At 60.9% G+C, this 15,265-nt stretch carries 18 protein-coding genes; 10 read left to right on the top strand and 8 right to left on the bottom strand.

Annotated elements, in window-relative coordinates:
* Nucleotides 1-11: 11 nt before the first annotated feature.
* From JFT63_RS08350 to JFT63_RS08370, 5 genes are all read right to left on the bottom strand, one after another.
* A complete protein-coding gene (locus tag JFT63_RS08350; protein WP_198843763.1) occupies nt 12-1,034 on the bottom strand; it encodes an SIS domain-containing protein in 1,023 nt (340 codons plus the stop codon).
* Entirely contained in the window at nt 1,015-2,121 is a 1,107-nt protein-coding gene (gene nagA, locus JFT63_RS08355) for an N-acetylglucosamine-6-phosphate deacetylase (protein WP_198843764.1), read from the bottom strand. The genes JFT63_RS08350 and nagA overlap by 20 nt, the downstream gene beginning before the upstream one ends.
* A gap of 22 nt (nt 2,122-2,143) precedes the next feature.
* Entirely contained in the window at nt 2,144-2,890 is a 747-nt protein-coding gene (locus tag JFT63_RS08360) for a GntR family transcriptional regulator (RefSeq protein WP_032895423.1), read from the bottom strand.
* 262 nt (nt 2,891-3,152) lie between these two features.
* Nucleotides 3,153-3,656 (bottom strand): L,D-transpeptidase family protein, encoded by a 504-nt coding sequence (locus tag JFT63_RS08365; protein ID WP_057703892.1) that lies wholly within the window; start codon nt 3,654-3,656, stop codon nt 3,153-3,155.
* Nucleotides 3,657-3,693: 37 nt separating this feature from the next.
* The gene (locus tag JFT63_RS08370) at nt 3,694-4,242 is read right to left on the bottom strand and encodes an NUDIX hydrolase (protein ID WP_003193976.1); all 549 of its coding nucleotides are present in this window, start codon (nt 4,240-4,242) and stop codon (nt 3,694-3,696) included.
* A 147-nt stretch (nt 4,243-4,389) separates the two neighbouring features.
* Between JFT63_RS08370 and JFT63_RS08375 the strand changes: the two genes are divergently transcribed.
* The 5 genes from JFT63_RS08375 to purT all read left to right on the top strand — a co-directional run bounded on the left by JFT63_RS08375 (nt 4,390) and on the right by purT (nt 7,630).
* Nucleotides 4,390-4,992: a CoA pyrophosphatase gene (locus JFT63_RS08375; RefSeq protein WP_016971944.1), complete on the top strand. Its 603-nt coding sequence runs from the start codon at nt 4,390-4,392 to the stop codon at nt 4,990-4,992.
* Between the two features lie 35 nt (nt 4,993-5,027).
* Entirely contained in the window at nt 5,028-5,552 is a 525-nt protein-coding gene (locus JFT63_RS08380; RefSeq protein ID WP_054898908.1) for a gamma carbonic anhydrase family protein, read from the top strand.
* Nucleotides 5,549-5,764, top strand: a complete 216-nt coding sequence (locus JFT63_RS08385; protein WP_198843765.1) for a DUF1289 domain-containing protein — start codon at nt 5,549-5,551, stop codon at nt 5,762-5,764. Before JFT63_RS08380 ends, JFT63_RS08385 begins: the two co-directional genes overlap by 4 nt.
* 146 nt (nt 5,765-5,910) lie before the next feature.
* Nucleotides 5,911-6,378 (top strand): preQ0 transporter, encoded by a 468-nt coding sequence (locus tag JFT63_RS08390; RefSeq protein ID WP_003193971.1) that lies wholly within the window; start codon nt 5,911-5,913, stop codon nt 6,376-6,378.
* Between the two features lie 70 nt (nt 6,379-6,448).
* Nucleotides 6,449-7,630, top strand: coding sequence for a formate-dependent phosphoribosylglycinamide formyltransferase (purT, locus tag JFT63_RS08395; RefSeq protein WP_198843766.1), 1,182 nt, complete (start codon nt 6,449-6,451; stop codon nt 7,628-7,630).
* Nucleotides 7,631-7,742: 112 nt separating this feature from the next.
* Here the strand turns inward: purT and JFT63_RS08400 are convergent, their stop codons facing one another.
* From JFT63_RS08400 to JFT63_RS08410, 3 genes are all read right to left on the bottom strand, one after another.
* A complete protein-coding gene (locus tag JFT63_RS08400; protein ID WP_198843767.1) occupies nt 7,743-9,053 on the bottom strand; it encodes an MFS transporter in 1,311 nt (436 codons plus the stop codon).
* A gap of 272 nt (nt 9,054-9,325) precedes the next feature.
* Nucleotides 9,326-10,564, bottom strand: a complete 1,239-nt coding sequence (locus JFT63_RS08405; RefSeq protein ID WP_057703886.1) for a transporter associated domain-containing protein — start codon at nt 10,562-10,564, stop codon at nt 9,326-9,328.
* A 12-nt stretch (nt 10,565-10,576) separates the two neighbouring features.
* Entirely contained in the window at nt 10,577-11,389 is an 813-nt protein-coding gene (locus JFT63_RS08410) for a cytochrome C assembly family protein (RefSeq protein ID WP_003193966.1), read from the bottom strand.
* A 232-nt stretch (nt 11,390-11,621) separates the two neighbouring features.
* Here JFT63_RS08410 and ffh point away from each other — a divergent pair, with 232 nt between their 5' ends.
* The 5 genes from ffh (at nt 11,622) to rplS (ending at nt 15,194) form a co-directional block, all read left to right on the top strand.
* The gene (gene ffh, locus JFT63_RS08415; protein WP_003193965.1) at nt 11,622-12,998 is read left to right on the top strand and encodes a signal recognition particle protein; all 1,377 of its coding nucleotides are present in this window, start codon (nt 11,622-11,624) and stop codon (nt 12,996-12,998) included.
* Between the two features lie 251 nt (nt 12,999-13,249).
* On the top strand, nt 13,250-13,501 hold the full coding sequence (gene rpsP, locus JFT63_RS08420; protein ID WP_003175899.1) for a 30S ribosomal protein S16: 252 nt from the start codon (nt 13,250-13,252) through the stop codon (nt 13,499-13,501).
* A 5-nt stretch (nt 13,502-13,506) separates the two neighbouring features.
* The gene (rimM, locus tag JFT63_RS08425; protein ID WP_003175898.1) at nt 13,507-14,043 is read left to right on the top strand and encodes a ribosome maturation factor RimM; all 537 of its coding nucleotides are present in this window, start codon (nt 13,507-13,509) and stop codon (nt 14,041-14,043) included.
* Nucleotides 14,025-14,798 carry a tRNA (guanosine(37)-N1)-methyltransferase TrmD gene (trmD, locus tag JFT63_RS08430; protein ID WP_153475158.1) on the top strand — a complete coding sequence of 258 codons (774 nt, stop codon included), beginning with the start codon at nt 14,025-14,027 and terminating at the stop codon, nt 14,796-14,798. The genes rimM and trmD overlap by 19 nt, the downstream gene beginning before the upstream one ends.
* Nucleotides 14,799-14,843: 45 nt before the next feature.
* Nucleotides 14,844-15,194: a 50S ribosomal protein L19 gene (gene rplS, locus JFT63_RS08435; RefSeq protein WP_003175895.1), complete on the top strand. Its 351-nt coding sequence runs from the start codon at nt 14,844-14,846 to the stop codon at nt 15,192-15,194.
* The last annotated feature ends 71 nt before the right edge of the window (nt 15,195-15,265 follow it).

Below are 15,265 nucleotides of genomic sequence, written 5' to 3' on the forward strand. Positions count from 1 at the left end.
AAAACGCCGCTTTAGTGCGTGCGGGTGACTTTGCTCAGGTGGCGCGGCTGGTCCGGGTCCATGCCCCGTGCCTCAGCAAGGCCTGCGGCCATCACGTAGAAGCTCTGGATCGCCAGGATCGGGTCCAGGCTCGGGTGTTCGGCGCGGCTGAGCGTCAGGTCGCGTTCGGCGATATCGTCCGGTGCGGCCAGCAGCACGCGGGCGCCGCGTTGGCGCATATCGGCGGCCAGGCTCAACAGGCCGGCCTGTTCGGCGCCGCGTGGGGCGAACACCAGCAGGGGGTAGTTCTCGTCAATCAGCGCCATCGGGCCATGGCGCACTTCGGCGCTGCTGAAGGCTTCGGCCTGGATCGCCGAGGTTTCCTTGAGCTTGAGCGCGGCTTCCTGGGCGATGGCAAACCCGGCGCCACGGCCGATCACCATCAAGCGCTGGCTGCCTTTGAGGGCGTCGACGGCCAGGCGCCAATCTTGCTTGGCGGCGTCACGCAGGCCATCGGGCAGAGCCTGGCAGGCTTGCAACAGGTCGGCTTCCTGATTCCAGTGGCCGATCAGCTGCGCGCTGGCGCTCAGGGTGGCGATAAAACTCTTGGTGGCGGCCACGCTGAGTTCCGGCCCGGCGCACAGCGGCACGTGGAACTCGCAGGCGGCTTCCAGCGGCGAGTCTTCGGCATTGACCATTGAGATGCTCAAGGCACCCCGCTTGCGTAACAGGCGCAGGCTGTTGACCAGATCCGGGCTCTGCCCCGATTGGGAGAACCCGAATGCCACTTGGCCGCTGACCTTCATCGGCGCCTGCAACAGGGTCACTACCGACATCGGCAACGACGCCACCGGGATGCCCACATGCTGCATGGCCAGATAGGCGAAGTAGCTGGCGGCATGGTCGGAGCTGCCGCGGGCGATGGTCATCGCCACTTGCGGCGGCTGGCGGCGCAGGCGCCCGGCGATTTCTTCCAGCATCGGGTCCAGGCGTTGCAGTTGGGCCGCGACGGCGTTGCAGGAGGCCAGGGCCTCTTCAAGCATTTTTGAAGTCAATGGTTTCTCCTTCGACCATTACGTCGGTGAGTGTCAGGGAGCGGTCCAGGCGTACGCAGTCGGCAAAGCTGCCCGGTTGCAGGCGGCCGCGTTCTTCCAGGCCCAGGTAGTCCGCAGGAAATTGCGAGAGGCGTTGTGAGGCTTCGCTGATGGGCAGGCCGATTTTCACCAGGTTGCGCAGCGCCTGGTCCATGGTCAGGGTGCTGCCGGCCAGGGTGCCATCGGCCAGGCGCACGCCGCCCAGGCATTTGGTCACGGTGTGGCTGCCCAGCTTGTATTCGCCGTCGGGCATACCGGCGGCGGCGGTGGAGTCAGTGACGCAGTACAGGCAGGGGATCGAGCGCAGCGCCACGCGCATGGCGCCGGGGTGCACATGCAGCAAGTCCGGGATCAGCTCGGCGTACTGGGCGTGGGCCAGCGCGGCGCCGACGATGCCGGGTTCGCGGTGATGCAGCGGGCTCATGGCGTTGTACAAGTGGGTGAAACTGGTGGCGCCAGCGGCCAGGGCGGCAACGCCTTCTTCATAGCTGCCCAGGGTGTGGCCGATCTGCATGCGCACGCCGCGTTGGCTGAGGGCGCGGATCAGGCCGTCGTGGCCGGCGATTTCCGGGGCGATGGTGATCACCCGGATCGGCGCCAGGCGCAGGTAGGCTTCGACTTCGGCCATCAACGCGGTGTGGGCGAAGTTAGGTTGGGCGCCGAGTTTGCCGGGGTTAATGTAGGGCCCTTCCAAATGCACGCCCAGCACCCGCGCACTGCCCACGGGGCGTTGTTCGCAGAAGTTGCCCAGTTCACCAAGCACGCGGGAAATTTCTTCCACCGGCGCCGTCATGGTGGTGGCCAGCAGCGAGGTGGTGCCGAAACGCACGTGGGTACGGGTAATGGTCTCGAAGGCACCCGCACCTTCCATGATGTCCGCGCCGCCACCGCCATGCACATGCAGGTCGATAAAGCCCGGCAACAGGTAGGGCAGGTCGTTGTCGGCCGGGTCGCACGGCGTGCCGTCAATGGCGACAACCTTGCCGTGCTCGTGCACCAGGCGACCGCGCATCCAGCCGCTGGGCGTGAGGATATTGTCTTCAGTCATGGGCAGTTCTCTAAGTTCGCCTTCAGGCGGAGTAGTCATGGCGGCGCAGCTCTGCGACGAAGTCGTAGTAGTCATTGCGGCAATAGGTGTCGGTGATCTCAATCGGCGTGTTGTCGGCGGTGTAGCCCACGCGGGTCATCAGTAGCATGGCGGTGCCGGGGGCGATGCCGACCAGCGCGGCGAACTCGTCCGAGGCATTGATCGCCTGGATATGCTGCAAGGCGCGCACGATGGGCTTGCCGATGCTCTCCAGGTATTCGTACAACGAATTGCCGATGGCCTGGGGGTGGGGCAACACCGAGGCCGGCATGGCGGTCATTTCAATCGCCATCACCGTGTCATCGGCTTTGCGCAGGCGCTTGAGGCGCGCCACTTTGTCGGTGGGCGACAGGCCCAGGCGGATCAGTTCTTCGTGGGTCGGCGGGGTGATATCGCGCTCCAGCCACTGGGACGTGGGCACAAACCCCTTGAGCCGCAGCATTTCGCTGAACCCCGACAGGCGCGACAAAGGTTGTTCCAGACGCGGCGTGATAAAGGTGCCGGAGCCTTGGCTGCGACGGATCAGGCCTTGGGCCAGCAACACTTCCAGCGCTTTACGGGCGGTGACCCGCGAGATGCTCAACTGCTCGCTGAGGGCGCGTTCCGAAGGCAAGGCTTGTTCGGACTTCCACTGGCCGGCATGGATCGCGGCTTCAAGGCTGCGAGCCAGTTGCAGGTACAGCGGCGTGGACTGCTTATCGTCGGGGCGCAGGGCCAGGATGGGATTCATCTGTCAGGTTTCCGATGCGTTATTGGAATGTTGTCGCCCGGTAATGGCCGGAAATTAATACCACTTAAATACCATGTCAATGCTACCAAAACGGCGCGAATCCCGGTTTCAGGGCGCTTTAATGGGGCTTGGTATCAAGTGGTATTAGAGAGGTCTTTATTGCGCGCGCAAGTGCAGGGTCCCGCGCGGTGAACTGGTATTCACGGGCAGGCGCTGCCTGGGGCAGGAATTATTTTCGAATTATTTTACGAACGGCGCGTGATTACGGCCGAATCTCGATCAGGGTGCCGTCTTTGACCAGACTCCACACTTCGCGCATGTCCACGTTACGCATGCCGATGCAGCCGTCGGTCCAGTCCAGGGTGTGAAACCACTGTTCCGGGTAGTCTTCGGTGTCGGGGGTGCCGTGGATCATGATCATGCTGCCCGGCTTTACGCCTTCGCGGCGGGCGCGGGCGGCGTCGCTGATGTTGGGGTAGGAAATGTGCATGGCCAGGTTGAAGCGGTCGCTGGTCTTGCGCCAGTCGATCCAGTAGAGGCCTTCGGGTGTGCGGCGGTCGCCTTCGATCAGCTTGTGGCCCTTGGGGTTCTTGCCCAGGGAAATGCGGTAGGTCTTGAACGGTTTGCCGTCGTTGATCAGTTGCAATTGGTGGGCGGACTTGAGCACCAGGACTTTCTCGACCGTTTTACCGCCAAGGGTTTGCACCGTGGCGGCCGGGGACAGCGTGGCGAACGACAGGCAGATCAGAGCAAGCAACCAACGCATTGAAACGGTATCCCTTTGGCGACGATCGGCCGGCTTGTTATTGGGCGGGCTTGGACAGCGGTGGCACAGATTCGCTACGTACCGGGTACGCCTGTTGGCGACGGTCAGCGAAGAAGCATTCTAAGGTACGCCCGACCGTGCGGAAAGCCAGCTCGGACCAAGGGATATCGGCTTCGTCGAACAGCCTCACTTCCAGGCTCTCCTGGCCAGCGGCGAAGTCCAGATCGATCAATTCGGCGCGGTAGAAGATATGCACCTGACTGATGTGCGGCACATTGATCAGGGTATAGATGCTTAAGTTGCGCACCCGGGCGCAGGCTTCTTCCAGGGTTTCACGCATGGCGGCCTGTTCGACGGTCTCGCCATTTTCCATAAAGCCGGCGGGCAGGGTCCAGTAACCCAGGCGTGGCTCGATGGCGCGGCGGCACAGCAGCACTTGGTCGCCCCACACCGGCACGGTACCGGCGACGATATTGGGGTTCTGGTAATGAATGGTCGAGCAGTGATCGCATACATAACGCAGGCGCGCGTCGCCTTCGGGAATACGTTGGGTCACCGGTTTGCCGCACTGGCTGCAGAAATTCATGCTGGGGTTCCTGGAGAATGGGCACATCTTGGCTTGGTGCCGGGCGTTCCTGCAAGTTGTCGTTTAGCGACAGCTCTGCGGTTTTGGGGTTGGGCGCTCGCACGCTTTGGTGCATGATGCAAGGTAGCCAACAGACCGAGATGACTCATGCTGGACGAGCTACTTCGCCGGGTAAGCAATCACACCCCCCATACCCTGGAAACCGACGGGCGTTTCCCCGAGGCGGCGGTGCTGGTGCCGATTACCCGCAGTGACGAACCCGAGCTGATCCTGACCCTGCGCGCCAGCGGGCTGTCGACCCACGGTGGCGAAGTGGCCTTTCCCGGCGGGCGCCGCGACCCCGAAGACCCGGACCTGATCTTTACCGCTTTGCGCGAAGCCGAAGAAGAAATCGGCCTGCCGCCGGGGCTGGTTGAAGTCATCGGCCCGTTGAGCCCGCTGATTTCCCTGCACGGCATCCGCGTAACGCCGTATGTGGGCGTGATCCCCGATTACGTCGAATACCTGGCCAACGACGCCGAGATTGCCGCCGTTTTCAGCGTGCCTTTGGACTTTTTCCGACAGGACCCACGCGAACATACCCACCGCATTGATTACCAGGGCCGCAGTTGGTATGTGCCCAGCTACCGGTTCGGCGAATACAAAATCTGGGGGCTGACGGCAATCATGATTGTCGAGCTGATTAACCTGCTCTATGACGATGCCAAGATCAGCCTGCACCAGCCGCCCAAAAGTTTTATCAATATCTAAGCCATCGCATGAATGGCAAGCCGTGAGGGAAAACCATGAAATACCGCCTGGGCGATGCCCGCGTCGAGACGCATCCCAACAGTTGGGTGGCACCCAATGCCACCCTGGTGGGCAAGGTCAAGCTGGAGGAGGGCGCCAACGTCTGGTTCAACGCGGTATTGCGTGGCGATAACGAGCTGATCCTGATCGGCAAGAACAGCAACGTGCAGGACGGCAGCGTGATGCACACCGACATGGGCTACCCGCTGACCCTGGGCACTGGCGTGACCATTGGCCATAACGCCATGCTGCACGGCTGCACCGTCGACGACTACAGCCTGATCGGTATTAACGCGGTGGTGCTCAATGGCGCCAAGATTGGCAAGCATTGCATCATCGGCGCCAACTCGCTGATCGGTGAAGGCAAGGAAATCCCCGATGGCTCGCTGGTCATGGGCTCGCCAGGCAAAGTGGTGCGTGAGCTGACCGAGGCGCAGAAGCGGATGCTCGAAGCCAGCGCTGCGCACTATGTGCATAACTCGCAGCGTTACGCGCGGGATCTGGTTGAGCAGGAAGAATGAGTACGGTTGAACGGCCTGTTGCCTCGCCGTGCGTGAGTATTTGCGCGCTGGACGATGACGATATCTGCACCGGCTGCCAGCGCAATGTGGACGAGATTACGCGTTGGGGCCGCATGGATAATGCCGAACGCCGGTTGGTGCTGGGGTTGTGCCATGAGCGGGCGGTGGCCAGTGGGATGATGTGGATGACCCCTGGGAAATCTGGCGTCTGACAGGCCTCATCGCAGGCAAGCCAGCTCCCACCCTTGATGTGTGAATGCGTTCAAATGTGGGAGCTGGCTTGCCTGCGATGAGGCCCTGCCAGACGACATCCTTGTAATTGTGTACCCTGTGCGGCATTACCCACAGGTCCATCCCCATGTTTTTCCTGATCGCCTATATCAGCAGCGTCGTGCTGATCAACTTCGCCTTCTCCACCGCCCCACACCTGGACGTCATCTGGTCCGCCTGGGGCGGCCTGGTATTTATCCTGCGCGACATGGTGCAAACCCGCTTCGGCCATGGCGCAATCATCGCCATGCTCGCGGCGCTGGTGCTGTCCTATATCACCTCCGACCCGTCCATCGCCCTGGCCAGTGCCACGGCGTTTGCGGTGTCCGAGTGTATCGACTGGCTGGTGTTCAGCATCACCAAGCGCCCGCTGCATGATCGCCTGTGGATAAGTTCGGCGCTGAGCATTCCCCTCGATACCTTTATCTTTTTCGGCCTGATCGGCGCGCTGACCCCGGCGGTGGCGGGCACGGCGTTGGTGTCCAAATTCGCCGGTGTCACCGTGGTGTGGTTGATCATGGCCTGGCGCATTCGCCGGCGGGCTGTCGCCAACTGAGGCCAATTTTTACAGTTCATGTAAAATGCCGGCCTTTCTCCCCCATGATCCGCTCCCCTGAGGACCTGAGATGACCCGAATCGGAACTCCATTGTCGCCAACCGCGACCCGCGTTTTGCTGTGTGGCTGCGGTGAGCTGGGCAAGGAAGTAGTGATCGAACTGCAGCGCCTGGGCGTTGAAGTGATTGCCGTGGATCGCTACGCCAACGCGCCGGCCATGCAGGTGGCGCACCGTAGCCATGTGATCAACATGCTCGACGGCGCAGCGCTGCGTGCGGTCATCGAGGCGGAGAAGCCGCACTTTATCGTGCCGGAAATCGAAGCCATCGCCACCGCCACCCTGGTGGAACTGGAGGCCGAAGGCTTTACCGTAATCCCGACCGCCCGCGCCACGTCGTTGTCCATGAACCGTGAAGGCATCCGTCGCCTGGCCGCCGAAGAACTGGACCTGCCGACCTCGCCGTACCACTTCGCCGACACCTTCGAAGACTACAGCAAGGCCGTCCAGGACCTGGGTTTCCCGTGCGTGGTCAAGCCGGTGATGAGTTCGTCGGGCAAGGGCCAGAGCCTGTTGCGCAGCACTGATGACGTGCAGAAAGCCTGGGACTACGCCCAAGAGGGCGGTCGTGCCGGCAAGGGCCGGGTGATCATCGAAGGCTTTATCGATTTCGACTACGAAATCACACTGCTGACCGTACGCCATATCGGCGGTACCACTTTCTGCGCTCCGGTGGGTCATCGTCAGGAGAAGGGCGACTATCAGGAGTCCTGGCAGCCGCAGGCCATGAGCCCGATTGCTTTGGCGGAATCCGAGCGCGTTGCCAAGGCGGTGACCGAAGCCTTGGGTGGTCGTGGTCTGTTTGGTGTGGAGTTGTTCATCAAGGGCGACCAGGTGTGGTTCAGCGAAGTGTCGCCGCGCCCCCATGACACTGGCCTGGTGACCTTGATCTCCCAGGACCTGTCGCAGTTTGCCCTGCACGCCCGGGCCATCCTGGGTCTGCCGATCCCTTTGATCCGTCAGTTCGGGCCTTCGGCTTCGGCGGTGATTCTGGTGGAAGGGCAGTCGACCCAGACGGCGTTTGCCAACCTCGGCGCTGCGTTGAGCGAGCCGGATACGGCGTTGCGTCTGTTTGGCAAGCCTGAAGTGAATGGCCAGCGCCGTATGGGCGTGGCGCTGGCGCGGGACGAGTCGATTGAAGCGGCTCGGGCCAAGGCGACCCGTGCTTCCCAAGCAGTTGTTGTAGAGCTCTAAAACCCCGTCGCGTCTATCGCAGGCAAGCCAGCTCCCACATTTGATTGGGTTCACATATTTTGATGTGAGTGCTTTCTAATGTGGGAGCTGGCTTGCCTGCAATAGCGGTCTATCAGGCGACCTTGTTCAAGTCGTTATCCCGCGTCTCTTTCAGGCACAGCACTGCAATCAAACTCAGCAGCGCTGCCGCCGACACATACCCACCGACATAACTCAGCCCGCCCATCGCCACCAGCTTGGTCGCGAAGAACGGCGCCGCCGAGGCTCCCACGATCCCACCCAGGTTATACGCCGCCGATGCGCCGGTATAGCGCACGCGGGTCGGGAACAGTTCCGGCAGCAGCGCGCCCATTGGTGCGAAGGTCACGCCCATCAAAAACAGCTCCAGCGCCAGGAACAGGGCCACCGCCCAGGTCGAGCCATGGGTCAGCAGCGGCTCCATGGTAAACCCCGACAGAATCGCCAGGACCGCGCCGACAATCAGCACCGGCTTGCGCCCGTAACGGTCGCTGGCCAATGCCGCCAGCGGTGTCGCCAGCCCCATGAACAGCACCGCGAAACACAGCAGGCCGAGGAAGGTTTCACGGCTGTAGCCCAAGGTGGAAACACCGTAGCTCAACGAAAATGCAGTGGTGATATAGAACAGCGCATAGCACACCACCATCGACGCGGCGCCCAGCAGCACCGGCATCCAATGTTGGCTGAACAATTCCACCAGCGGCACTTTGACCGGCTTTTCCTGGGCCACGGCATTGGCGAACACCGGTGTCTCGTGCAGCTTGAGGCGTGCATACAGGCCCACCATCACCAGCGCGGCGCTGAGGATGAACGGGATGCGCCAGCCCCAGCTGCGGAACTGCTCGTCATTGAGGCTCATGGCCAGGATCAGGAACAAACCGTTGGCCGCCAGAAACCCGATCGACGGGCCCAACTGCGGGAACATGCCAAACCACGCGCGTTTGCCCTTGGGCGCGTTCTCGGTCGCCAGCAAGGCCGCGCCGCCCCATTCTCCGCCAAGGCCCAGGCCCTGGCCGAAGCGCAATACGCACAAGAGGATCGGTGCCCAGGCGCCGATGCTGTCATAGCCGGGCAGCAAACCGATCAAGGTGGTGCACACGCCCATCAGCAGCAACGAGGCCACCAGGGTGGATTTGCGCCCGATACGGTCGCCAAAGTGGCCGAACAACGCCGAGCCCAGCGGTCGGGCGATAAAGGCGATGCCGAACGTCAGGAACGAGGCCAGCATCTGTGCGGTGCCGGACGTCTGCGGGAAGAACACCGGCCCGATCACCAGTGCGGCGGCCGTGGCGTAGATATAGAAATCGTAGAACTCGATGGCGGTGCCGACGATGCTCGCCGTGGCGACGCGGGCGGTCGAGTTGGTCGGGGCGGCGGCTGCGCCCTCTTGGTAGGTGGTGCTCATGGAGGTATCCCTGACGGTCATTGCGCGTTTGGACGCGGATTATTATTGGTCGAACACCCATGGATCAGGGCAATGCGCGGAGCGGCTCGGGATGGGAGCAAACACCGGTCGGACATGGTAAGGCGGTGCCTGGACACGCTGAGTGCGGATAGCACGCGGTCGGGCGGGGCTTGGGTAAGCCGCAGGGATTATAGGAAGGGGGCTAAGGATCCAACAAGGGGCTGGTGAGGATCTATGGCCTGGAACTGGATCAATGTGGGAGCCTGCTGAGGTCAGGCGGCCACCGGCACATGGCTGGTATGCCAGATCAACACCTTGCTCACCCGGTTATCCTCGGTCTCGAGGATTTCCAGGCGATAGCGGCCGATTTTCAGGCATACCGCGCAATCGGGGATGGTTTCCAGCGCTTCGGTCACCAGGCCGTTGAGGGTTTTGGGGCCGTCGCTGGGCAGGTGCCAGCCCAGGCTTTTGTTTAGTTCGCGGATCGAAGCGGCGCCATCGATGATGTAGCGGCCATCGGGCTGGGCTTCGATGTGCGGGTTATCCACAGCCTGATCGCTTTCGAATTCGCCGACGATTTCTTCCAGGATATCTTCCAGGGTAACGATGCCCAGCACTTCGCCGTATTCGTCCACCACCATGCCCAGGCGCCGTTGCTGCTTGTGAAAGTTCAGCAATTGCAGCTGCAGCGGTGTGCTTTCCGGTACGAAGTAGGGTTCGTGACAGGCGGCGAGCAATGCCTCTTTGGTCAGGCTGGCGTCGGGCAGCAGGTGCTGGACCTGGCGTGTATTGAGCACTGCCTCGACCTGGTTGATATCACTGTGGAACACCGGCAGGCGTGTGCGCTGGGAGTTGCGCAGTTGTTCGATGATTTCATCGATCGAGTCGTCCAGGTTGATGCCGTCCACTTCACTGCGGGGCACCAGGATGTCGTTGACGGTGATGTTATCCAGCGCATGGATGCCGGGCATACCGGGCGCACGATCTTCGTCCATCTCCAGCGGCGCTTGGTCGTCATGGTCCGGCAGCGGTTCGTCGCTGTTTTTCACCACACCGGATTTGCGTGTGAATGGACGCAGCAGCAACAGGCTGATGCCATTGAGCAACCAGGCCAGTGGATAGAGGATTTTCAGCGGTACGCCCAGCAGGGCGTTACCAAAACCCAGCACCGCTTGCGGATGACGGGTGGCCAGGATGCGAGGCAGGTAATCGGCGAGAATCAGCAGCAGTGCACAGGAGATCAGCCAACCCAGCCATGGGCCGTTCTGCGCCCAGGCATAGATTGCCAGCAGCGTGCACAGGATCACCACGGCGGCGCGGCACAGGCTGTTGCACAGGATCAGGCTATGGCGCGGGAAGCTCAGGCGTGCGGCAGCCTTGTCGCCCTGGCGGGTGCCGGGGCGCAGGGCCAACAGATGTTGTTGTGCCGCTTCGATGGCGGTAAACAGCGCCGCCCATAAAATCAGCAAGGCAATGACGGCGAGCATTGGCTCCAGGGGCAAGTTATCCATGATCGCTGCCCGTCAGATATGCAGGATGTATTCGCGAACCAGCTTGCTGCCGAAATAGGCCAGCATCAGCAGGCAGAACCCGGCCAGGGTCCAGCGGATTGCCTTGTGCCCACGCCAGCCGAGGCGGTTGCGGCCCCACAGCAGCACACTGAATACCACCCAGGCCAGGCACGCCAGCAGGGTTTTGTGCACAAGGTGCTGGGCGAACAGGTTCTCGACGAACAGCCAGCCGGAGATCAGCGACAGCGACAGCAGGGTCCAGCCGGCCCACAGGAACCCGAACAGCAGGCTTTCCATGGTTTGCAACGGTGGGAAGTTCTTGATCAGCCCCGACGGGTGCTTGTGCTTGAGCTGGTGATCCTGCAGCAGCAGGAGCAGGGCCTGGAACACCGCGATGGTGAACATGCCATAGGCAAGGATCGACAACAGGATGTGGGCAAGGATGCCCGGTTCCTCATCGATCACCTGTACGGTACCGGTAGGGGTGAATTGCGCCAGCAGTACCGTCAACATGCCCAGGGGGAATAGCAGCACCAGCAGGTTCTCGACGGGAATGCGGTAGCAGGCCAGCAGCGTCAGCGCGATGACGGCCGCGGCGATCAGGCTGGCGGCGCTGAAAAAGTCCAGGCCCAGGCCCACCGGCGTCATCAGGTGAGTGAACAGGCTGGCGGCATGGGCCAGCAGGGCCAGCACGCCAAGGCCGACGAGCAGACGTTTGTCCGCTTTGGCGCCTTGGGCCAGACGAGTGCCCTGATAGAGAGTCGCAGCGGCATACAAAATGGCGGCGGCGAGGCTGGGTAGCAAACTGGGTGACAAGGGGAGCATAAATCCTGGTAGGCAAGCCCGAAAGGCGTTGAGTTTGGCACACACCTGCGCTGCAAGAAAGACTCCCGGGCCAGACAGCGGGTGTGCATGGGCGCAGTCTTCGCTATAATCCGCGACCTGCCCACGCCGCAGGCTCGCCGAGCGCTGTTGTTAATAGCGATTTGCCAGAGCCTGGGCCGCCATTACCTCGGTCTACCTGCATTTCGATGAGTAGGGCCTGAAAGGATCGCGCATGTTTGAAAACTTGACTGACCGTCTCTCGCAGACGCTGCGCCACGTTACCGGCAAGGCCAAGCTGACCGAGGACAATATTAAAGACACCCTGCGTGAAGTGCGCATGGCGTTGCTGGAGGCCGACGTGGCCTTGCCGGTGGTGAAGGACTTCGTCAACTCGGTCAAGGAGCGCGCGGTCGGCACCGAAGTGTCCCGCAGCCTGACCCCGGGCCAGGCCTTTGTGAAGATCGTCCAGGCCGAACTCGAAAGCCTGATGGGCGCGGCCAACGAAGACCTGAACCTCAGCGCCGTGCCACCGGCCGTCGTATTGATGGCCGGTCTGCAAGGTGCGGGTAAAACCACTACCGCCGGCAAACTGGCGCGCTTCCTTAAAGAGCGCAAGAAGAAATCCGTGATGGTGGTGTCGGCCGACGTGTACCGTCCGGCGGCCATCAAGCAGTTGGAAATGCTCGCGGGCGAAGTGGGTGTGACCTTCTTCCCGTCCGACCTGAGCCAGAAGCCGGTCGACATCGCCAACGCGGCTATTAAAGAAGCCAAACTCAAGTTCATCGACGTGGTGATCGTCGATACCGCCGGTCGCCTGCACATCGATGAAGAGATGATGGGCGAGATCAAGGCGCTGCATGCCGCGATCAACCCGGTCGAGACCCTGTTCGTGGTCGACGCCATGACCGGCCAGGATGCGGCCAACACCGCCAAGGCCTTTGGTGACGCACTGCCGCTGACCGGCGTAATCCTCACCAAGGTCGACGGTGACGCCCGTGGCGGTGCCGCGTTGTCGGTGCGTGCCATTACCGGTAAACCGATCAAGTTCATCGGTATGGGCGAGAAAAGCGAAGCGCTCGAACCGTTCCATCCCGAGCGTATCGCCTCGCGTATCCTTGGCATGGGTGACGTGCTCAGCCTGATCGAACAGGCCGAAGCCACACTCGACAAGGACAAGGCCGACAAGCTGGCCAAGAAGCTGAAGAAGGGCAAGGGCTTCGACCTTGAAGACTTCCGCGACCAGCTGCAACAGATGAAGAACATGGGCGGCCTCGGCGGCCTGATGGACAAGCTGCCCAACATCGGCGGTGTGAACCTGGCGCAGATGGGCAACGCCCAGGGCGCGGCAGAGAAACAGTTCAAGCAGATGGAAGCCATCATCAACTCCATGACCCCGGCCGAGCGCCGCGACCCTGAGCTGATCAGCGGTTCGCGCAAGCGCCGGATTGCCATGGGTTCCGGCACCCAGGTGCAGGACATCGGTCGCTTGATCAAGCAACACAAGCAGATGCAGAAGATGATGAAGAAATTCTCCGCCAAGGGCGGTATGGCCAAGATGATGCGCGGCATGGGCGGTATGTTGCCCGGCGGCGGCATGCCTAAAATGTAAAGTATTCGAGCGTAAGCCTTGCTTGCGCTCCGACCCACAGGGATGTGGGATCTCCAGCAAACCCGCCGTTGGCGGGCGCTGACTCGCCGTTTTAACCGACGGCTCTATGGCAGATCTGAATGGCACGCTGATAGGCGCCAGAAAAAGACATTTGCAAAAGTCCGGATATTCCTTAGAATATGCGGCCTTTCGGGCACCTATGCCCGCTGTGCATTTAGATTTGCAGCACCGACTACAGGAACGATGTTCACATGCTAACAATCCGTCTTGCCCTTGGCGGCTCCAAAAAGCGCCCGTTTTACCACTTGACCGTAACCGACAGCCGCAACCCGCGTGACGGTTCGCACAAGGAACAGGTTGGTTTCTTCAACCCTGTTGCTCGTGGTCAAGAAGTTCGTCTGTCCGTGAACCAAGAGCGCGTAGCCTACTGGCTGAGCGTTGGCGCACAGCCATCCGAGCGCGTTGCAAAACTGTTGAAGGACTCGGCTAAGGCCGCAGCCTGAGCAATATGAACGCGACGCCAGCTGTTGCTGATGATTTGATCGTTATCGGCAAGATTTACTCTGTTCATGGCGTTCGCGGCGAAGTGAAGGTGTATTCCTTTACTGATCCGACTGAAAACCTGTTGCAGTACAAAACCTGGACGCTCAAGCGCGAAGGCAGCGTGAAACAGGTCGAGCTGGTCAGTGGACGCGGGAGCGACAAGTTCCTGGTCGCAAAGCTCAAGGGTCTTGATGATCGTGAAGAAGCTCGTCTTCTGGCCGGTTACGAGATCTGCGTGCCGCGCAACCTGTTCCCTGAATTGACCGACGGCGAGTACTACTGGTACCAGCTGGAAGGTCTGAAGGTTATTGATCAACTCGGGCAATTGCTGGGGAAAATCGATCATCTTCTGGAAACCGGCGCCAATGATGTAATGGTGGTCAAGCCTTGCGCTGGCAGCCTGGATGATCGCGAACGCCTGTTGCCCTATACCGAGCAATGCGTGTTGGCAGTCGACCTGGCAGCGGGCGAGATGAAGGTGGAATGGGACGCGGACTTCTAAGCGTGGCTAATTTGCGCATTGAAGTGATCAGTTTGTTTCCCGAGATGTTTTCCGCCATCAGCGAGTACGGCATCACCAGTCGGGCGGTGAAACAGGGGCTGTTGCAGCTCACCTGTTGGAACCCGCGAGACTACACGACGGATCGACATCACACTGTGGACGATCGCCCATTTGGCGGTGGCCCGGGCATGGTGATGAAGATCAAGCCCCTGGAAGATGCGTTGGTTCAGGCCAAGGCAGCCGCCGGGGAGAAGGCGAAGGTAATTTACCTGTCCCCTCAAGGCCGTCAGCTGAAACAGGCGGCGGTACGCGAACTGGCGAATGAGGAAAGTTTGATCCTGATTGCCGGTCGCTATGAAGGCATTGACGAGCGTTTTATTGAAGCTCATGTCGATGAAGAGTGGTCGATTGGGGACTATGTCCTGTCTGGCGGCGAGCTGCCGGCGATGGTCCTGATAGATGCGGTTACACGACTGCTGCCCGGAGCTTTAGGGCATGCGGACTCCGCGGAGGAAGATTCCTTCACGGATGGTTTGCTGGATTGCCCGCACTACACCCGTCCGGAGGTGTATGTGGATCAGCGTGTTCCCGACGTATTGCTAAGTGGCAATCACGCACACATCCGGCGTTGGCGTTTACAGCAGTCCCTTGGTCGGACCTATGAACGACGCGCCGATCTTCTGGAAAGCCGCTCGCTTTCTGGAGAAGAGAAGAAGCTGCTCGAGGAATACATCCTCGCGCGGGACGATAGTTAACAACGTATCGATGGTAGGTCCATTGACTTACCTTAGGAGCACAGCATGACTAACAAAATCATCCTTGCACTCGAAGCAGAGCAGATGACCAAAGAGATCCCTACCTTTGCCCCGGGCGACACCATTGTCGTTCAGGTGAAAGTGAAGGAAGGCGACCGTTCGCGTCTGCAAGCGTTCGAAGGCGTGGTAATCGCCAAGCGTAACCGTGGTGTGAACAGTGCTTTCACTGTTCGTAAAATCTCCAACGGTGTTGGCGTAGAGCGTACTTTCCAGACCTACAGCCCGCAGATCGACAGCATGGCCGTTAAGCGTCGCGGTGACGTACGTAAAGCCAAGCTGTACTACCTGCGTGACCTGTCCGGTAAAGCAGCTCGCATCAAGGAAAAACTGGCTTAAGTCCAGCTTCCCGATGCAGAAAAAAGCAGCCTACGGGCTGCTTTTTTGTGCCTGAAATTTGTCCATTTGCC

This window comes from Pseudomonas sp. MF7453 (assembly GCF_016405455.1).
In the GTDB taxonomy this organism is placed as follows: Bacteria; Pseudomonadota; Gammaproteobacteria; order Pseudomonadales; family Pseudomonadaceae; genus Aquipseudomonas; species Aquipseudomonas paralactis.